The sequence below is a fragment of the Rhodococcus sp. Q genome, assembly GCF_005503035.1.
Taxonomy (GTDB): domain Bacteria; phylum Actinomycetota; class Actinomycetes; order Mycobacteriales; family Mycobacteriaceae; genus Rhodococcus_G.
Window position 1 is genome coordinate 14,437 of record NZ_SCOY01000031.1, and the last position, 14,713, is coordinate 29,149.

16 protein-coding genes are annotated in these 14,713 nt (G+C 68.9%); 5 read left to right on the forward strand and 11 right to left on the reverse strand.

Annotation, left to right across the window (positions count from 1 at the left end):
• Positions 1 to 12: 12 nt before the first annotated feature.
• From FFS72_RS21435 to FFS72_RS21445, 3 genes are read right to left on the reverse strand one after another with little or no spacing between them, the layout of a single operon-like run.
• Entirely contained in the window at positions 13 to 1,170 is a 1,158-nt protein-coding gene (locus FFS72_RS21435; protein WP_137875833.1) for an acyl-CoA dehydrogenase family protein, read from the reverse strand.
• A 30-nt stretch (positions 1,171 to 1,200) separates the two neighbouring features.
• A complete protein-coding gene (locus FFS72_RS21440) occupies positions 1,201 to 2,391 on the reverse strand; it encodes an acyl-CoA dehydrogenase family protein (protein WP_137875834.1) in 1,191 nt (396 codons plus the stop codon).
• Positions 2,388 to 3,671 carry a CoA transferase gene (locus FFS72_RS21445; protein ID WP_249353438.1) on the reverse strand — a complete coding sequence of 428 codons (1,284 nt, stop codon included), beginning with the start codon at positions 3,669 to 3,671 and terminating at the stop codon, positions 2,388 to 2,390. The genes FFS72_RS21440 and FFS72_RS21445 overlap by 4 nt, the downstream gene beginning before the upstream one ends.
• 274 nt (positions 3,672 to 3,945) lie before the next feature.
• On the opposite strand from FFS72_RS21445, the gene FFS72_RS21450 reads away from it, so the two are divergent.
• Complete coding sequence (locus FFS72_RS21450) at positions 3,946 to 4,710, forward strand: SDR family NAD(P)-dependent oxidoreductase (RefSeq protein WP_137875835.1); 765 nt, start codon at positions 3,946 to 3,948, stop codon at positions 4,708 to 4,710.
• Here FFS72_RS21450 and FFS72_RS21455 read toward each other — a convergent pair.
• Entirely contained in the window at positions 4,707 to 5,252 is a 546-nt protein-coding gene (locus FFS72_RS21455) for a hypothetical protein (RefSeq protein WP_249353439.1), read from the reverse strand. The two genes, FFS72_RS21450 and FFS72_RS21455, sit on opposite strands and share 4 nt — an antisense overlap.
• 69 nt (positions 5,253 to 5,321) lie before the next feature.
• Here FFS72_RS21455 and FFS72_RS21460 point away from each other — a divergent pair, with 69 nt between their 5' ends.
• The gene (locus FFS72_RS21460; protein WP_137875836.1) at positions 5,322 to 5,921 is read left to right on the forward strand and encodes a TetR/AcrR family transcriptional regulator; all 600 of its coding nucleotides are present in this window, start codon (positions 5,322 to 5,324) and stop codon (positions 5,919 to 5,921) included.
• Here FFS72_RS21460 and FFS72_RS21465 read toward each other — a convergent pair.
• The 6 genes from FFS72_RS21465 to fabG are packed head-to-tail and all read right to left on the reverse strand — an operon-like array spanning position 5,918 to position 10,679.
• Positions 5,918 to 6,784, reverse strand: coding sequence for a LysR family transcriptional regulator (locus FFS72_RS21465; protein ID WP_137875837.1), 867 nt, complete (start codon positions 6,782 to 6,784; stop codon positions 5,918 to 5,920). The genes FFS72_RS21460 and FFS72_RS21465 overlap by 4 nt on opposite strands.
• Entirely contained in the window at positions 6,784 to 7,668 is an 885-nt protein-coding gene (locus FFS72_RS21470; protein WP_050065198.1) for a LysR family transcriptional regulator, read from the reverse strand. The genes FFS72_RS21465 and FFS72_RS21470 overlap by 1 nt, the downstream gene beginning before the upstream one ends.
• Before the next feature lie 35 nt (positions 7,669 to 7,703).
• The gene (locus FFS72_RS21475; RefSeq protein WP_171018778.1) at positions 7,704 to 8,225 is read right to left on the reverse strand and encodes an acyl-CoA thioesterase; all 522 of its coding nucleotides are present in this window, start codon (positions 8,223 to 8,225) and stop codon (positions 7,704 to 7,706) included.
• Positions 8,222 to 8,677: a MaoC family dehydratase gene (locus tag FFS72_RS21480; protein ID WP_137875838.1), complete on the reverse strand. Its 456-nt coding sequence runs from the start codon at positions 8,675 to 8,677 to the stop codon at positions 8,222 to 8,224. Before FFS72_RS21480 ends, FFS72_RS21475 begins: the two co-directional genes overlap by 4 nt.
• Position 8,678: 1 nt before the next feature.
• Entirely contained in the window at positions 8,679 to 9,890 is a 1,212-nt protein-coding gene (locus FFS72_RS21485) for an acetyl-CoA C-acetyltransferase (RefSeq protein ID WP_137875839.1), read from the reverse strand.
• Positions 9,891 to 9,938: 48 nt separating this feature from the next.
• A complete protein-coding gene (fabG, locus tag FFS72_RS21490) occupies positions 9,939 to 10,679 on the reverse strand; it encodes a 3-oxoacyl-ACP reductase FabG (RefSeq protein WP_137875840.1) in 741 nt (246 codons plus the stop codon).
• A 189-nt stretch (positions 10,680 to 10,868) separates the two neighbouring features.
• Between fabG and FFS72_RS21495 the strand changes: the two genes are divergently transcribed.
• The 3 genes from FFS72_RS21495 to FFS72_RS21505 all read left to right on the forward strand — a co-directional run bounded on the left by FFS72_RS21495 (position 10,869) and on the right by FFS72_RS21505 (position 13,837).
• A complete protein-coding gene (locus FFS72_RS21495; protein ID WP_137875841.1) occupies positions 10,869 to 12,071 on the forward strand; it encodes an acyl-CoA dehydrogenase family protein in 1,203 nt (400 codons plus the stop codon).
• 1 nt (position 12,072) lies between these two features.
• A complete protein-coding gene (locus FFS72_RS21500) occupies positions 12,073 to 13,260 on the forward strand; it encodes a CaiB/BaiF CoA transferase family protein (RefSeq protein WP_137875842.1) in 1,188 nt (395 codons plus the stop codon).
• A gap of 85 nt (positions 13,261 to 13,345) precedes the next feature.
• Positions 13,346 to 13,837, forward strand: a complete 492-nt coding sequence (locus FFS72_RS21505) for a DUF1990 domain-containing protein (protein WP_137875843.1) — start codon at positions 13,346 to 13,348, stop codon at positions 13,835 to 13,837.
• Positions 13,838 to 13,940: 103 nt separating this feature from the next.
• Here the strand turns inward: FFS72_RS21505 and FFS72_RS21510 are convergent, their stop codons facing one another.
• Positions 13,941 to 14,693, reverse strand: coding sequence for a GTP pyrophosphokinase (locus FFS72_RS21510; protein ID WP_137875844.1), 753 nt, complete (start codon positions 14,691 to 14,693; stop codon positions 13,941 to 13,943).
• Between the last annotated feature and the right edge of the window lie 20 nt (positions 14,694 to 14,713).

Genomic DNA, 14,713 nt, shown 5'->3' on the forward strand with positions numbered 1-14,713 from the left:
CGCTCGAGGGGTCTAAAGTCCCAGGTCCTTCGAGATGATGGTCTTCATCACTTCGCTCGTTCCACCGTAGATCCTGCTCACCCGGGTGTCCTCGTAGAGGCGGGCGATCGGGTACTCCTGGATGTACCCATATCCACCGTGCAGTTGCAGGCACTTGTCGATGACGCGTCCCGCCATCTCCGTGCAGAACAGCTTCGCGCGCGCCGCGTCCGGCACCGACAGTTCGCCCGCGTCGAGGGCGAGCAGCGCCTGGTCGACGTAGACCCGGGCCGCCTGAACCTCGGCGGAGCACTCTGCCAGCACGAACTTGGTGTTCTGGAAGTCCGCGACCGGCCGGCCGAACACCGTGCGTTCCTTCACGTATGCGGTGGCGTGTCCGATCGCGGCCTCGGCGTGCGCGACACCGTTGAGCGCGATGCTCAGTCGTTCCTGGGGCAGGTTGTGGGTGAGGTAGCCGAACCCGGCCCCCTCCTCGCCGAGCAGGTTCTCGACCGGGACCTTGACGTCGCTGTACGACAGTTCGGCGGTGTCCTGCTGCCGCAGGCCGATCTTCCTGAGTTTGCGTCCGACGGTGAATCCCTCCGCGTCCGTGGGGACACAGATGATCGACAGGCCCGCGCGCCGGTCGTCCGGGTCGAATGGTGCGGTTCGGCACACCGTCAGCACCAGGTCGGCGGTCGCGCCACCCGTGATGAACGTCTTGGCGCCGTTGACGATCCAGTGGCTGCCGTCATCGGACAGGCGTGCGGTGGTGGCGATGTTGGCGAGGTCCGACCCGGTGCCCGGCTCGGTCATCGCGATCGCCGTCATCAGGTGACCGGAGGCGAAGTCGGGCAGCCACCGCTTGCGCTGCTCGTCGCTGCCGTACTCCAGCAGGTACGGCAGGATCAGGCAGCAGTGCACCGTGTACGAGCCGAACGAGACGCCTGCCTTGGCGATCTCCTCGAACACGATGCTGTTGTAGACGAAGCTCGACTCGCCGCCGCCGCCGAACTCCTCCGGTACCTGGACTCCGAGGATGCCGAGTTCACCGAGTCGGTGGAAGAACTCACGCGGCGGGTTGCCCGCCTCGTCCCACTCCTCGCGGTGCGGCGCCACCTCCTTGGCGATGAAATCGCGCACCATGGAACGGAACTCGTCGTGTTCGGGTCGGAGGATGCTTCGTTGCATCGGGGTCTCGATTCTGTCGTGGTGCGGGCGTCAGATGCGGTAGCTGCGCAGGACGCCCTTGCTGATGATGGTCTTCTGGATCTCGCTGGTGCCCTCGCCGATGAGCAGGAACGGGGCCTCGCGCATCAGCCGCTCGATCTCGTACTCCTTGGAGTAGCCGTAGCCACCGTGGATGCGGAAGCTCTCCTGCGTCACCTCGGCGCAGTACTCGCTGGCGAGGTACTTCGCCATCCCGGCCGCGACGTCGTTGCGTTCGCCGGAGTCCTTGAGCCGGGCCGCATTGACCATCATCAGGTGCGCGGCCTCGACCTTGGTGGCCATCTCCGCGAGCTTGAACGCGATCGCCTGATGCTCGACGATCTGCTTCCCGAATGTCGTGCGCTGCTGGGCGTAGCGGGCTGCGAGTTCGAAGGCGCGGATCGCGATCCCGCAGGCGCGGGCGGAGACGTTGACGCGTCCGACCTCGACGCCGTCCATCATGTGGCCGAACCCGAGCCCCGGTGTGCCGCCGAGGATGTCGTCGGCCGACGCGCGGTAGCCGTCGAAGACCAGCTCCGTGGTGTCGATGCCCTTGTAGCCCATCTTGTCGATCTTCCCGGGGATGGTGATGCCGGGGACGACCTCGCCGAAGCCCGCGGGCTTCTCGATCAGGAACGTCGTCAGGTTCTTGTGTGCCTTGTCGGCGCCCTCGTCCGTTCTCACCAGTGCGGCGACGAGGGTCGAGCTGCCGCCGTTCGTCAGCCACATCTTCTGGCCGTTGATCACGTAGCCGTCCCCGTCGCGGGTGGCGCGCGTGCGGATCGCCGCGACATCGGATCCGAGTTCGGGTTCCGACATCGAGAACGCGCCGCGGACCTCACCGGTCGCCATGCGCGGCAGGTAGTGCTGCTTCTGCGCCTCGGTGCCGTGCTGGCGGATCATGTACGCGACGATGAAGTGGGTGTTGATGACACCGGAGACGCTCATCCACCCGCGCGCGAGCTCCTCGACGCACAGCGCGTAGGTGAGCAGCGACTCGCCGATGCCGCCGTACTCCTCCGGGATCATCAGACCGAACAGGCCCATCTCCCGCATCCGGTCGACGATCGCCTGCGGGTAGGTGTCCGAGTGCTCGAGTTCCTGCGCGTTCGGGATGATCTCCTTGTCCACGAATGTCCGTACCGCACCGAGGATGTCGGACTGGAACTCGGTCAGTCCGGGGGTCTGGGCGAGTCTGGTCATGCGTGGTCCTTCGTGTCTGTCGGGGCGGAATTGTCCAGTGCAGCCGTTGCCGCGGTGTCCATTGCGGCGTTCGCCGCGGCGACCTTCACGACTCCGCGGGCGGTGAGGTCGGCGAGGCGGTCGGCATTCAGTCCGAGACGCGTGGTGAGCACCTCGGCGGTGTCATCCCCGTTCGCCGGTGCGGGCTGGGGCGCGGCGCGGGTGCCGTCGATCGACATCGGCAGGCCGGCCGCGAGGTGCGGTCCGATTCGCGGCTGGTCCAGCACGGAGAACATCGGGTTGTCGGTGACCAGCGGGTCGGCCGCCAGTTCGCGGAACGTCCGATACCGCTCGTGCAGTACCGAACTCGACGCCAGCGCGGTGGACGCCTCCTCCGCGGTGTGCTCCAGAAACCACGAGCGGATCAGGCTGGACAGGGTGTCGCGGTGCCGAAACCGTGTCCCCTCGTCGCGGAAGTCCACGCCGAGAGCGGTTTCCAGTGCCTTGACGGCATCGGTTGTTCCGGTCAGACCGGTCAGATCCGCGAAATGCCGCGGGGTCAGGGCCACGAGCATGAAGCGAACGCCGTCGGAGGTCACGACGTCGGTGCCGAACGTGCCGTAGACGGCGGTGCCGAGCCGCTCGCGGTCGGGGCCGCCGAACTGGGCTTCCGCCAGGTAGCCGAGGTTGCCGACGGTCGCCAGCGCAACATCCTCGAGGGGTAGCACGATGCGCGCGCCCTGGCCGGTCGCGTCACGACGACGGATCGCGGACGCCACAGCCAGGGCCGTGTACAGACCCGCAGCGATGTCCCAGGCCGGGAGGACGTGGTTCACGGGGGAGGACGTTCCGACGGGTCCGGTGACGAGTGGGAACCCCATGGCGGCGTTGACGGTGTAGTCCACCGCGGCGCCGCCGTTCGCGCGGCCCAGCAGTTGGACGTGCACCAGATCGGGGCGGCGCGCGGCGAGCGCGTCGTAGTCCAGCCAGTCGCGACCGGCGACGTTGGAGATCAGGACGCCCGCGTCGACGACCAGGTCGGCGATCAGCGCCTGAGCCTCGGGGTCGCGGAAGTTCGCGGCCAGCGACCGCTTGCCCTTGTTCAGGCTCGCCCAGTAGATCGACTCCCCGTCGGCGGTCAGCGGCCAGCGTGTGTAGTCGGCTGCGCCGCCGATCGGATCGACGCGCGTGACGTCGGCGCCGAGCTGGCCGAGCGTCATCCCGGCGAGTGGAACCGCGACGAAGCTGGACACCTCGACGATCCGGGTGCCCGTCAGGGGCGGTGTCGTGGGGTCGGTCACCGGGTGCACTCCTTTGCCTGAATCAGTCCGCGTCGTGATCTGCGGCGCGTCGCAACATGCCCCGTCCATCGTGCCCCGATATCGCGCCGGTGCTCCCTCACACTTGCCTATCGGCGGGTTAGCGGGTGCCAATGAACGCGGGCGTTCATAGCCTGCGCCTATGTCGCGCATCCGTGGAAAGTCATTGCCCGCCGCACGCGGTGCGTGCTTGATTCGAATGCAGTGCGTCGGCGGACGTCGAGCAGAATTCGAAAGTGAAAGGCAGAGCACGCCAATGGAACTCAAGGGAACCTCGGTCGCCGTCACCGGCGGCGCCTCCGGACTGGGTCTGGCCACCGCACGCCGGCTCGTCGACGCGGGCGCACTCGTCACGATCGTCGACCTGCCAACCTCCGACGGAACAGAGGTCGCGAAGGAACTCGGCGGTCCCACCGAGTTCGTCGCCGCCGACATCACCGACGCCGAGCAGTTCGCCGCGGCACTCGACGTCGCCGACGCGAAGGACGGGCTGCGCGGTGTCGTGCACTGCGCGGGTGCAGGCCGTCGGATGCGCATCCTCGACAAGGACGGCAGCGCCGGTTCGCTCGAGGACTTCGAGTTCGTGATCAGGCTGAACCTGATCGGATCGTTCAACGCACTGCGTCTCGGCGCCGAGCGCATCGCGCGCCAGGGCGAGCGGGACGGCGAGCGCGGCGCGATCGTCATGACAGCGTCGGTCGCCGCCTTCGAAGGGCAGATCGGGCAGATCAACTACAGCGCATCGAAGGGCGGCGTGGTCGGTATGACGATCGTCGCGGCCCGCGACCTCGCAGGCAAGCGCATCCGCGTCAACACCATCGCTCCCGGAATCATGGACACCCCGCTGCTGGCCCGGTTGCGCGACGACGTGCGCGCGGGCCTCGAGGCGTCGGTGCCGAACCCGTCGCGGCTCGGCAGTCCCTCCGAGTTCGGGCATCTGGCGTGCTCGATCCTCGAGAACGGCTATCTCAACGGGGAGACGATTCGCCTCGACGGCGCGATCAGGATGGCGCCGCGTTAGGACGACTTGGCCCTGGCGGGAGCGACCGTGTAGCTCGCGGCGACGACGCCCCACAGGGCAACCACGATGCCGAGCGCTCGGATCCAGTCCGTGAGTGCGGCGGTGCGGGAGGGGTCGTCGACGAAGGTGATCGCGGCGAACAGCAGTCCACACGCAATCGCCGACGCCACCACCGCCTTGCCGAATTCGCGCCACTCCCGCACGGCCCGTGCCCGGCCGTATCGGGGCGGCTTCGCGGGTGCGGGCGCACCGGCGAACCGGTGGGCGAACCGTCCGTCTGCCCACCGAATGATGCTGTGGCCGAAGGCGACCGAGAACCCGATGTAGGCGGCGGCGAGACCGTGACTCCACGACGCGGTGCTGCCGCCTCGGAGGTCGATCGCGGTGGCGACGAGCAGGGCGACGTCCACGAGGGGGGCGCCGATGAGAAGCGCGGTGCCGAGCGTGGGCAGACGCAAGAGGTAGCGCGCGATCAGTCCGGCTCCGAGGAACACCCAGAACAGGATCTCGCACGCAACGATCAGTTGGACGATCACAGTCATTCCCCCATTTCTGTCACGACTGTACTAGTGATGTTTCGAACGCTAGCACGACTGTGTTAGTTTTGTTTCGTGGTGAAACGCCCTGACCCCGAGGAGCGTCGCGAGGAGATCGCCGACGCCGTACTGCGAGTGATCCGGCGGGCCGGTGTCGGCGCCGCGAGCGTGCGGACCGTCGCAGACGAGGCCGGCATGTCCACGGGCTCACTCAGGCACTTCTTCGGTACCCAGTCCGAACTGCTGCTGTTCGCGATGGAACTGGTGATCCGCCGGGTCACCGAGCGCATCGCGGACATCGCGCCAACGGGTGAACTGCTCGTCGACGCGCGGGTCCTCGTCGACCAGTTCGTCCCTCTCGACGACACCCGTCGGGTGGAGATGGACGTGTGGCAGTCGTTCGTCGTCGCGGCGCGAACCGATCCCACCCTCGCGGAGGTTCGAGACCGCAGTGACGAGGCGGTGTACGACGCGATGCTGCAGGTCACGACGGCACTGCAGGATGCGGGGATCCTGCACGGCGCGTCGGTGGAGGTCGAGGCGATGCGGCTGCACGCTCTGGTCGACGGGCTCGCGGCCCACGGTGTCAACCATCCCCGCCGCATGGACGCCGCCCGGATCAGTGCCGTGCTCGACGCGCACATCGATGCGTTGGTGGCGGGCGAGAGCCCCTAGACGCGACCCCGAACCAGGTCGGCGAACGCCTGCCCGACCGGCGACAGCGTGGCCGCGTCGAACGCGACCCCGAAGGACCGGGTGATCGGGGGTTCGACGGGCCGAACCACGGCGCGGTCGGCGACCGCCTCCGCGAGGGACCGCTCGATGATGGTGCCGCCGATTCCGGCGAGCACCATGGGGATTCGGGCTTCCCGATGCTCCACGAGCACCGCCAGCTCGGGCCGCACCCCGGCGTCGCGGATCGCCTCCTGGATCTCGTCGGCGACGGACGGCCCCTGCGGCACGAACACCATCGGAATGTCGGGCAGGTCCGCCAGCGGGATCGGCCCGTCCGGCAGCGGTGTCCCCGGCGGGTACGCCAGCCAGTACTCCTGACTGCCGATCTCGATCACCTCGAGTCGCGGGTCGTCGATCGGAAGGTGGGCGACGACGAACTCGCTGTGACCGTCCCGGATCAGCGCTGCCGCTGTCGACTCCTCGACCATCTCGCCGAATCCGACGACGACGTCGGGGTATTCGCGTCGGAACTCCGCCACCAGCGGCACCACCTCGGGTGCCAGTGCCGGGAAGGCGGTGATGTCGAGGTGCCCGGTGAGCCCGCCCTCGAACGCACCCAGCATGTCGTGCACCGCCGTGATGTCGCGGAGGATCTTGCGCGCAGGACCGACGAGGCTGCGCCCCGCCGCGCTGAGCACCATCCCGCGACCGACCCGCACGAACAGCGCGACGCCGAGTTCTCGTTCGAGCCCGCGCAGTGCCTGCGAGATCGTCGGCTGCGCCACCCCGAGCGCAGCGGCGGCACCACCGATGCCCTCGTGTTCGGCGACGGACAGGAAGTAGGCGAGTTCGCGGCGTTCCATCAGCCGGCCTCGGTGCCGCGGCACGCGTCGACGGCGGCTTCCACGAACGCCTCCGCGGCGGGGGAGGCGGGACCTGAGCGAAGCACCAACCCGACCTGTCTGGTCAGCGGCGGATGCACGCGACGGATCGTGGCACCGGGGATGTGCTGTTCCGCCACCGACCGCGGTACGACGGCGACGCCCGCGCCGCGGGAGACGAGATCCCAGGTCGCGGTCGGGTGTGCGCAGTCGACGACCACGGCGGCGTCGTCGCCGAGCGACTCGACGATCGGATTCGTGCCGCCGCGCCCGGAGACGTCGAGAATCAGCGGCAGCGCCCGCACCTGCTCGTGTGGTGCGGGGTCGGGGACGTCGCCTGCCAGCGCGGGCGGCAGGGCCAACACCATTTCCTGTGTCACCAGTGGCACCGTCCGCAGCGATGCCGTGTCCGTCGTCGCCAGGTCGACGATCCCGATCTCCGCCGAGCCGCGCCGGAGCCCGGCGAGCACACCGAGAACGCCCGGGGTGTCGTGGATGCGCACTGTGACGTGCGGATGCCGGTCCCGGAACCGGCGCACCACGCGCACCATCGGATCGATGGAGAACGTGGAAGAGGCGATGACGTCGACCCGTCCGGCGTCGAGTTCGCGGACCGCCGCGACCCGCTCCTTGGCGCGTTCGACGTCGGAGAGGATCTGCCGGGCCGCGACGTCGAGTCTGCGGCCGTCCTCGGTCAGCTCGAGTTGGCGTCCGCTGCGGTCGAACAGCGTCGTGCCGAGGCGGCGTTCGAGGGTGCGGATCGCCTGCGAGAGGGACGGCTGCGAGATGTAGAGGGCATTGGCTGCCTTCGTGATGCCGCCATGGTCGACCACCGCGACGAAGTAGGCGGCGAGGTGCAGATCCACCGGACCATCGTAGAACCGGCGGAGCCCGGCCCGTGTCACGGCCCGGCGGGGGCGTCCGGACCGGGGCGGGGCCGCAGCGCGACCGGGTCGCCGTGGTGCCGGACGAAGACGTCCCGGACGTCGTCGGTGATGGGCCAGGGCCTGCCGGTCAGGCGGTCGACCAGGACGATCGTCGCCTCGGAGGACACTGCCGCCTGTGCCGTCGGATCGGATTGGTCGGCGATGGTGGCGGCGACGGAGAAGCTGGAGCGCCCGATGTGACTGATCCACAGCGACACCAGCAGGGGTTCGTGCGCGTACCAGAGTTCGCTGGTGTACTCGACGGTCTGCTGACCGATCAGCATCCGCGCCCGCTCTCCGAGGACCTCCAGGATGCCGTCGGCGTAGCCGACGCGGCCGGGCCGGGCGTGCCCGAGGAAGACCGTGCGGGCCTCCTCGAGCACACCGACCGTCGACGCGTTGCCGACGTGCCCCGACGGGCTCAGGTCCTGCTGCCGGAGGTGGACGGTCACCCGACGTGTGACCGGGTGACCGTCCACCCGCTCGGCGACCGTCACGGCACGATCAGCGTCACGACTTCGGCGACGCAGGCCGGCTTGTCGGAGCCCTCGATCTCGACGACGAACTTCGTGGTCAGGAATGCTCCCGAATCCTTGCGGTCGAGCGCGACCGGCGTCGCGGTCGCCCGGATCCGGGATCCGACGCGGACCGGGGACGGGAAGCGAACCTTGTTGCTGCCGTAGTTGACCCGCGCCGAGCCCGTTCCGATCGTGTACAGGCCGCCGCCGAGGATCGGCAGCAGCGACAGTGTCAGGTAGCCGTGCGCGATGGGTGCGCCGTACGGCCCGGACGCCGCCCGCTCGGGGTCGACGTGGATCCACTGGTGGTCGCCGGTGGTCTCGGCGAAGGCGTCGATCCGGTCCTGCTCGACGGTCAGCCACTCGCCGGGGCCGAGGGGCTCGCCGAGCGCGGCGTCCAGCGCGTCGAGGCTGTCGAAGGTCGTTGTCATGTCACGCCACCTTTTCGAAGATCGCGGCCAGGCCCTGGCCGCCGCCGATGCACATCGTCTCGAGACCGTATCGGCCACCGCGGCGGTGCAATTCGCGGGCCAGGGTGCCGAGCATACGCACCCCGGTCGCGCCGACGGGATGGCCGAGGGAGATACCGGATCCGAGGACGTTGGTGCGGTCCTGGTCTGCGTCGGTGAACTTCCACTCGCGCATCACCGCCAGTGCCTGCGCGGCGAACGCCTCGTTGAGTTCGATGAGGTCGATGTCGGAGAGTGTCAGATTCGCTTTGCGCAGCGCCACTTCCGTGGCCGGGACGGGTCCGATGCCCATGACCTTCGGTGCGACACCGGCCAGGCCCCAGGACACCAGCTTCACCAGAGGACGCAGTCCGAGTTCGGCGGCCTTCTCCGGTGTGGTGACGATGCACATCGCGGCGGCGTCGTTCTGGCCGCTGGCGTTGCCCGCGGTGACGGTCGCGGCCGGATCGGACTTCGCCAGGACCGGCTCGAGCGCGGCGAGCGACTCCATCGTGGTGTCGGCGCGGGGGTGCTCGTCGGTGTCGACGACGGTGTCGCCGCCCCTACCGGGCACGGTGACCGGCACGATCTCTTCCGCGAGCAGACCCGACTGCTGCGCGGCGACCGCGCGAAGGTGCGAGTTCATCGCGAGCCGGTCCTGCTCCTCGCGGGGAATCGCATACTCGCGGCGCAGGTTCTCGGCCGTCTCCAGCATCCCGCCGGGGACGGGGTGGTGGCGACCGCCCGCGGTCTCGCGGGCGCGAGCCAGGCCGTCGTGAATCTGCACTCCGCCGCGAGATCCGCCCCACCGCATGTCGACGGAGTAGAACGCCGCGTTGCTCATGGACTCGGTGCCGCCCGCGACGACGAGGTCGTTGTCGCCCGACGCCACCTGCATCGCCGCCTGGATCACGGCCTGCAGACCGGAGCCGCAGCGACGGTCGACGTGCATGCCGGGAACGGTGACGGGCAGTCCGGCATCGAGTGCGACGACGCGGCCGATGGCGGGGGCCTCGCTGTTGCCGTTGCAGTGGCCGAGGATCACGTCCTCGATGTCGCCGGGCGCGATGCCGGTGCGCTCGATCATGCCTCGCAATGCGGTGACGCCGAGGTCGACGGCGGTGAGGGACCGGAACATTCCGCCGTAGCGACCGATCGGGGTGCGCACCGGCTCGCAGATCACTGCTTCACGCATGGTGATGTCTCCTTCGGGTGAATGAATCAAGCTGTGGAGCAGTGGATGTCACATGAACCGTCCGCCGGTGACGTCGAGGCGGGTGCCCGTCATGTACGAGGACAGGTCCGATGCCAGGAACAGTGCGACGTTCGCGACCTCCTCGACCTCGCCCGCACGGCCCATCGGGATCTCCGCCATCTTCTGATCCCACGCCTTCTGCGGCATCGCCTCCGTCATCGCCGACCGGATCAGGCCCGGTGCGATCGCGTTGACGCGAATACCATGGTGCGCAAGTTCTTTCGCTGCCGCCTTCGTCATGCCGACGATGCCCGCCTTCGCGGCCGAGTAGTTCGTCTGCCCGACCAGGCCGACCTTCCCCGACAGGGACGACAGGTTCACGATCGAGCCGGACTTGCGCTCGCGCATGATCGGTGACGCCAGTCGAAGACCGTTCCACGTCCCCTTGAGGTGCACGGCGATGACCTGGTCGAACTGCTCCTCGGTCATGTTCCGCATCGTGGCGTCGCGGGTGATGCCTGCGTTGTTGACGAGCACGTCGAGGCCGCCGAACGCCTCCAGGGCGGTGTCGAGCATCGCCTGGACGTCGTCGCCGGAGGTCACGTCGCAGCGCACGCCGCGCGCCACCTCGGCGCCGCCGAGCTTGTTCGCCGCCTCCTGCACGGCCGTCTCGTCGATGTCACCGAGAACCACGCGAGCGCCCTCGGCGATGAAGCGCTCGGCGATCGCGAAGCCGATTCCCTGTGCGCCACCGGTGATCACGGCGGTACGGTCGGACAGCAATGGCATGGGAACTCCTCGAATCGGTACGGGGTGGGGCGCCGCCGAACGTGACGTGGCGCGGGCCGAATTCACCCTAACCACGGCCCCGTTCGCGAAGGAAGGGTCGAGCACCGGATCCTCGATCCGAATTGACTAACGAAGGGGTAGGCCGATTCGTATTGGACGCGGGCGCGCCGGCCGGTGATGGTGGATGACATGACGACTGCTGTTCCGGCCGGTGCCGTGATTCCAGGTGGAGCCGAGGTCGGCGCCGAGGACTTCGCCGAGATCCTCGCGCAGACCAGGCGCTTCATCCGTTCCGTCGTGGTCCCGCGGGAACAGGAGATCGCCGACACCGACGCGATCCCGGACGACATCCGTGACGCCGCGAAGGAGATGGGTCTGTTCGGGTACGCCATCCCGCAGCAGTGGGGCGGACTCGGGCTGAACCTCGCGCAGGACGCCGAGCTCGCGATGGAGTTCGGCTACACGTCGCTGGCGCTGCGGTCGATGTTCGGGACCAACAACGGCATCGCCGGGCAGGTCCTCGTCGGGTTCGGCACCGACGAGCAGAAGAAGCGGTGGCTCGAGCCGATCGCCTCCGGCGACGTCGTCGCGTCGTTCGCATTGACCGAACCCGGCGCCGGCTCCAACCCGGCAGGCCTGCGCACCAGGGCGGTCCGCGACGGCGACGACTGGGTGATCACCGGGGAGAAGCGGTTCATCACCAACGCCCCGCTCGCGAACCTGTTCGTGGTGTTCGCCCGCACCCGGCCCCGCGACGCGAACGGCGAAGGCATTGCCGTCTTCCTCGTCCCCGCCGACGCGGCGGGTGTCGCTGTCGGGGCGAAGGACCGCAAGATGGGGCAGGAAGGTGCCTGGACGTCGGACGTGCACTTCAGTGACGTGCGGGTGCCCGCGGACGCGCTCGTCGGCGGCGACGAGGACGCCGGCTACCGCGCCGCGATGACGTCGCTGGCTCGGGGCCGCGTGCACATCGCCGCGCTCTCGGTCGGGCAGGCGCAGCGCGCACTCGACGAGTCCGTCACCTACGCCGCGACCGCCAGCCAGGGTGGCAGCCCGATCGGGGAGTTCCAGCTGGTGCAGGCGATGCTCGCGGACCAGCAGACCGGAGTCATGGCGGGCCGTGCGCTGGTCCGTGACGCGGCGCGGGCGTGGGTCGAGGAGACGGACCGGCGGATCGCGCCGTCGGTGGCGAAGCTGTACTGCACCGAGATGGTCGGCAAGGTCGCGGACCTCGCCGTGCAGATCCACGGCGGCAGCGGCTACATGCGGGACGTGCCCGTCGAGCGGATCTACCGCGACGTCCGCCTGCTGCGCCTGTACGAGGGCACCAGCGAGATCCAACGCACGATCATCGGCCGCGGACTCCTCAAGGCCGCGACGAAGGCCGTCTGACGTGGCGACCGGTCCGCTTCCGCTCGAGGGCTACCTGGTGGTGGCCCTCGAGCAGGCCGTCGCGGCCCCGCTCGCGACGCGGCACCTCGCGGACCTCGGGGCCCGTGTCGTCAAGATCGAACGGGTCGGTGAGGGCGACTTCGCGCGCGCCTACGACGACACAGTGCGAGGTCAGGCGTCGCACTTCGTCTGGCTGAACCGCGGCAAGGAGTCCGTCGCCGTCGACCTGAAGTCGGCGGACGGCGTCGCGCTCGTCCGGGATCTCGTCGCCCGCGCGGACGTGTTCGTGCAGAACCTCGCGCCCGGCGCCGTGAACCGTCTCGGACTCGACGCCGACGCACTGCGCGACCGCGATCCCCGTCTCGTGGTGGTGAACCTGTCCGGCTACGGGACGGCGGGACCGATGCGGGACCGCCGCGCGTACGACCTGCTGATCCAGGCGGAAGCGGGCCTCGTATCGGTCACCGGAACCCCCGAGACCGCGACGAAGACGGGAATCCCGACGGCCGACATCGCCGCAGGGATGTACGCGCTGAACTCGGTGGTGTCCGCGCTCCTGCGCCGCGAACGGTTCGGGGTCGGCGCGACCGTCGACGTCTCGATGTTCGACGCGACCGCGGAGTGGCTCGGCCACCCGATGTACGTGCAGATGTACGCCGACCGGCAGGTGCCGAGGATGGGTCTGAGTCACGCGACGATCGCGCCCTACGACGCCTACCCGACCTGTGACGGGGAGATCCTGATCGGCGTCCAGAACGATCGCGGCTGGCGTGCACTCGTCGTCGACGTGTTCGGCCGTCCCGACCTCGCAGACGACCCGGAGCTGCGCACCAACGTCGACCGGGTCCGCAACCGCACGAAGTGCGATGCCGCCGTCGCCGCGGAGACGTCCGGCTGGACGACCCGCGACCTCGACGTCCGGCTCGCGGAGGTCGGGGTTCCCGCCGCGCAGGTCCGCGACGTCGCGGGTCTCGTCGCGCACCCACAGTTGCAGGAGCGGGAGCGATGGCGTGAGGTCGAGACCCCCACAGGGCCGGTTCGGGCGCTGCTGCCGCCGATGACGTTCCGCGACACCGAACTTCGCATGGGTGACGTGCCGCCACTCGGCGCGCACACCGATGCCGTGCTCACCGAACTCGGGTACGGCGACCGGATCGCCACTCTGCGCGGTGCGGGGGTCGTGGGCTGACGTTCGAGATGCGGTCGGCGCACCCCTTTCGCCGCGTCCGCACCTGCGCTGCGCGGACAATTCTCGTGTGCAAGGGTCGAGAACCATGCGCACTCGCGAGCGACGCCTCACCTACCGGGAAGTCGGCGCCACCGCGCACGAGCTGCCGGACGGGTACCACCACCTGCAGCGTTCGCGCGTGCTCGGGACCGGTGGCGCACTGTTCGAGCGCGCTGCCGACGAGTTGCGTTCGTGGACGCTGCACGAGCGCGCCGGAGTGCGGGTGTCGGGTGGTCGTGTCGCGGTCGGGGACCGGGTGCGCCTCCGAATCCGGGTGGGCCCGCTGCCCGTCGTCGCGCACTGCGAGATCGTGTACGTCGTCGACGAGCCCCGCAGACGCGGCTTCGCGTACGGCACCCTGACCGGTCACCCCGAACGCGGGGAGGAACTGTTCTGCGTCGAATGGCGCGCCGACGACTCGGTCGTCCTCACGATCACCGCGTTCTCGCGTCCCGCGCTCTGGTGGTCGCGTCTCGGCGCCGTGCCGGCGCGGGCGGTTCAGTGTCGCATCACCGACCGCTACCTCGCCGCACTCTGACGCGTCACCCTGCCGCCCATCTCGCATGCGCGTGTGCGGAGTGCGCACTCCTGGTTGCGCGTGAAACACCTCTGTACCTGCGAGAAGAGGTGTGTGCACGCCGTCAGTCGACGATCGGCGCACCCTTGTCGAGTGCCGTCACCTCGTCGTGCAGCCGGGCCATCGTCCGGTCCAGTTCGGTGGCGGCATCGGCGGCCTGCTTGAGTTCGTCGAGCAGACGTGGCGGGACCGCGCGGTCGAACTTGTAGTAGATCTTGTGCTCGAGGCTGGCCCAGAAGTCCATCGCGATGGTGCGGATCTGGATCTCGACGTACGTCGACTCGGTGCGGTCCGACAGGTACACCGGCACTTGGACGATCAGGTGCAGGCTCTGGTAGCCGTTCGGCTTCGGGTTCGCGATGTAGTCCTTGACCTGCACCAGCGTCACGTCGGGTTGGCTGGTGAGCATCTCGGCGACCCAGTACGCGTCGGACACGAAGGCGCAGGTGACGCGGATTCCGGCGATGTCACGGATCTGTTCGCGAATCGACTCGATGTCCGGCGGGCAGCCGATCCGCACGGCCTTCGTCACCAGCGACTCCATCGACTTGAGTCGGGTGTTGACGTGTTCGATCGGGCTGTAGTCGTGCGACTGCTCGAACTCTTCACGCAGGATGTTGATCTTCGTCAGGGTCGCGTCGATCGCGAACTTGTAGTTGAGGCGGAAGCCGGCCAGGCGTTGCTGGAGTTCTCGCAGTGTCTCCAGGGTCGGGGGTTCCGGCGGCGCCTCCAGGTCCATTCCGGTCAGGTCGCGGAACAGGTCGCCGAGGATGACCAGTTCGGGCTCTATGCCGCCATCGGTCAGGTGGGTGCTCACGTGGAATCGTCCTCACTTCG

Bases quoted from the DNA above. Each gene is read 5' to 3' on its own strand.
- FFS72_RS21485 (WP_137875839.1), bottom strand. From the start codon at position 9,890: ATGCGTGAAGCAGTGATCTGCGAGCCGGTGCGCACCCCGATCGGTCGC.
- fabG (WP_137875840.1), bottom strand. From the start codon at position 10,679: ATGCCATTGCTGTCCGACCGTACCGCCGTGATCACCGGTGGCGCACAG.
- FFS72_RS21505 (WP_137875843.1), top strand. From the start codon at position 13,346: ATGCGCACTCGCGAGCGACGCCTCACCTACCGGGAAGTCGGCGCCACC.
- FFS72_RS21440 (WP_137875834.1), bottom strand. From the start codon at position 2,391: ATGACCAGACTCGCCCAGACCCCCGGACTGACCGAGTTCCAGTCCGAC.
- FFS72_RS21435 (WP_137875833.1), bottom strand. From the start codon at position 1,170: ATGCAACGAAGCATCCTCCGACCCGAACACGACGAGTTCCGTTCCATG.
- FFS72_RS21480 (WP_137875838.1), bottom strand. From the start codon at position 8,677: ATGACAACGACCTTCGACAGCCTCGACGCGCTGGACGCCGCGCTCGGC.
- FFS72_RS21495 (WP_137875841.1), top strand. From the start codon at position 10,869: ATGACGACTGCTGTTCCGGCCGGTGCCGTGATTCCAGGTGGAGCCGAG.
- FFS72_RS21450 (WP_137875835.1), top strand. From the start codon at position 3,946: ATGGAACTCAAGGGAACCTCGGTCGCCGTCACCGGCGGCGCCTCCGGA.
- FFS72_RS21455 (WP_249353439.1), bottom strand. From the start codon at position 5,252: ATGACTGTGATCGTCCAACTGATCGTTGCGTGCGAGATCCTGTTCTGG.
- FFS72_RS21465 (WP_137875837.1), bottom strand. From the start codon at position 6,784: ATGGAACGCCGCGAACTCGCCTACTTCCTGTCCGTCGCCGAACACGAG.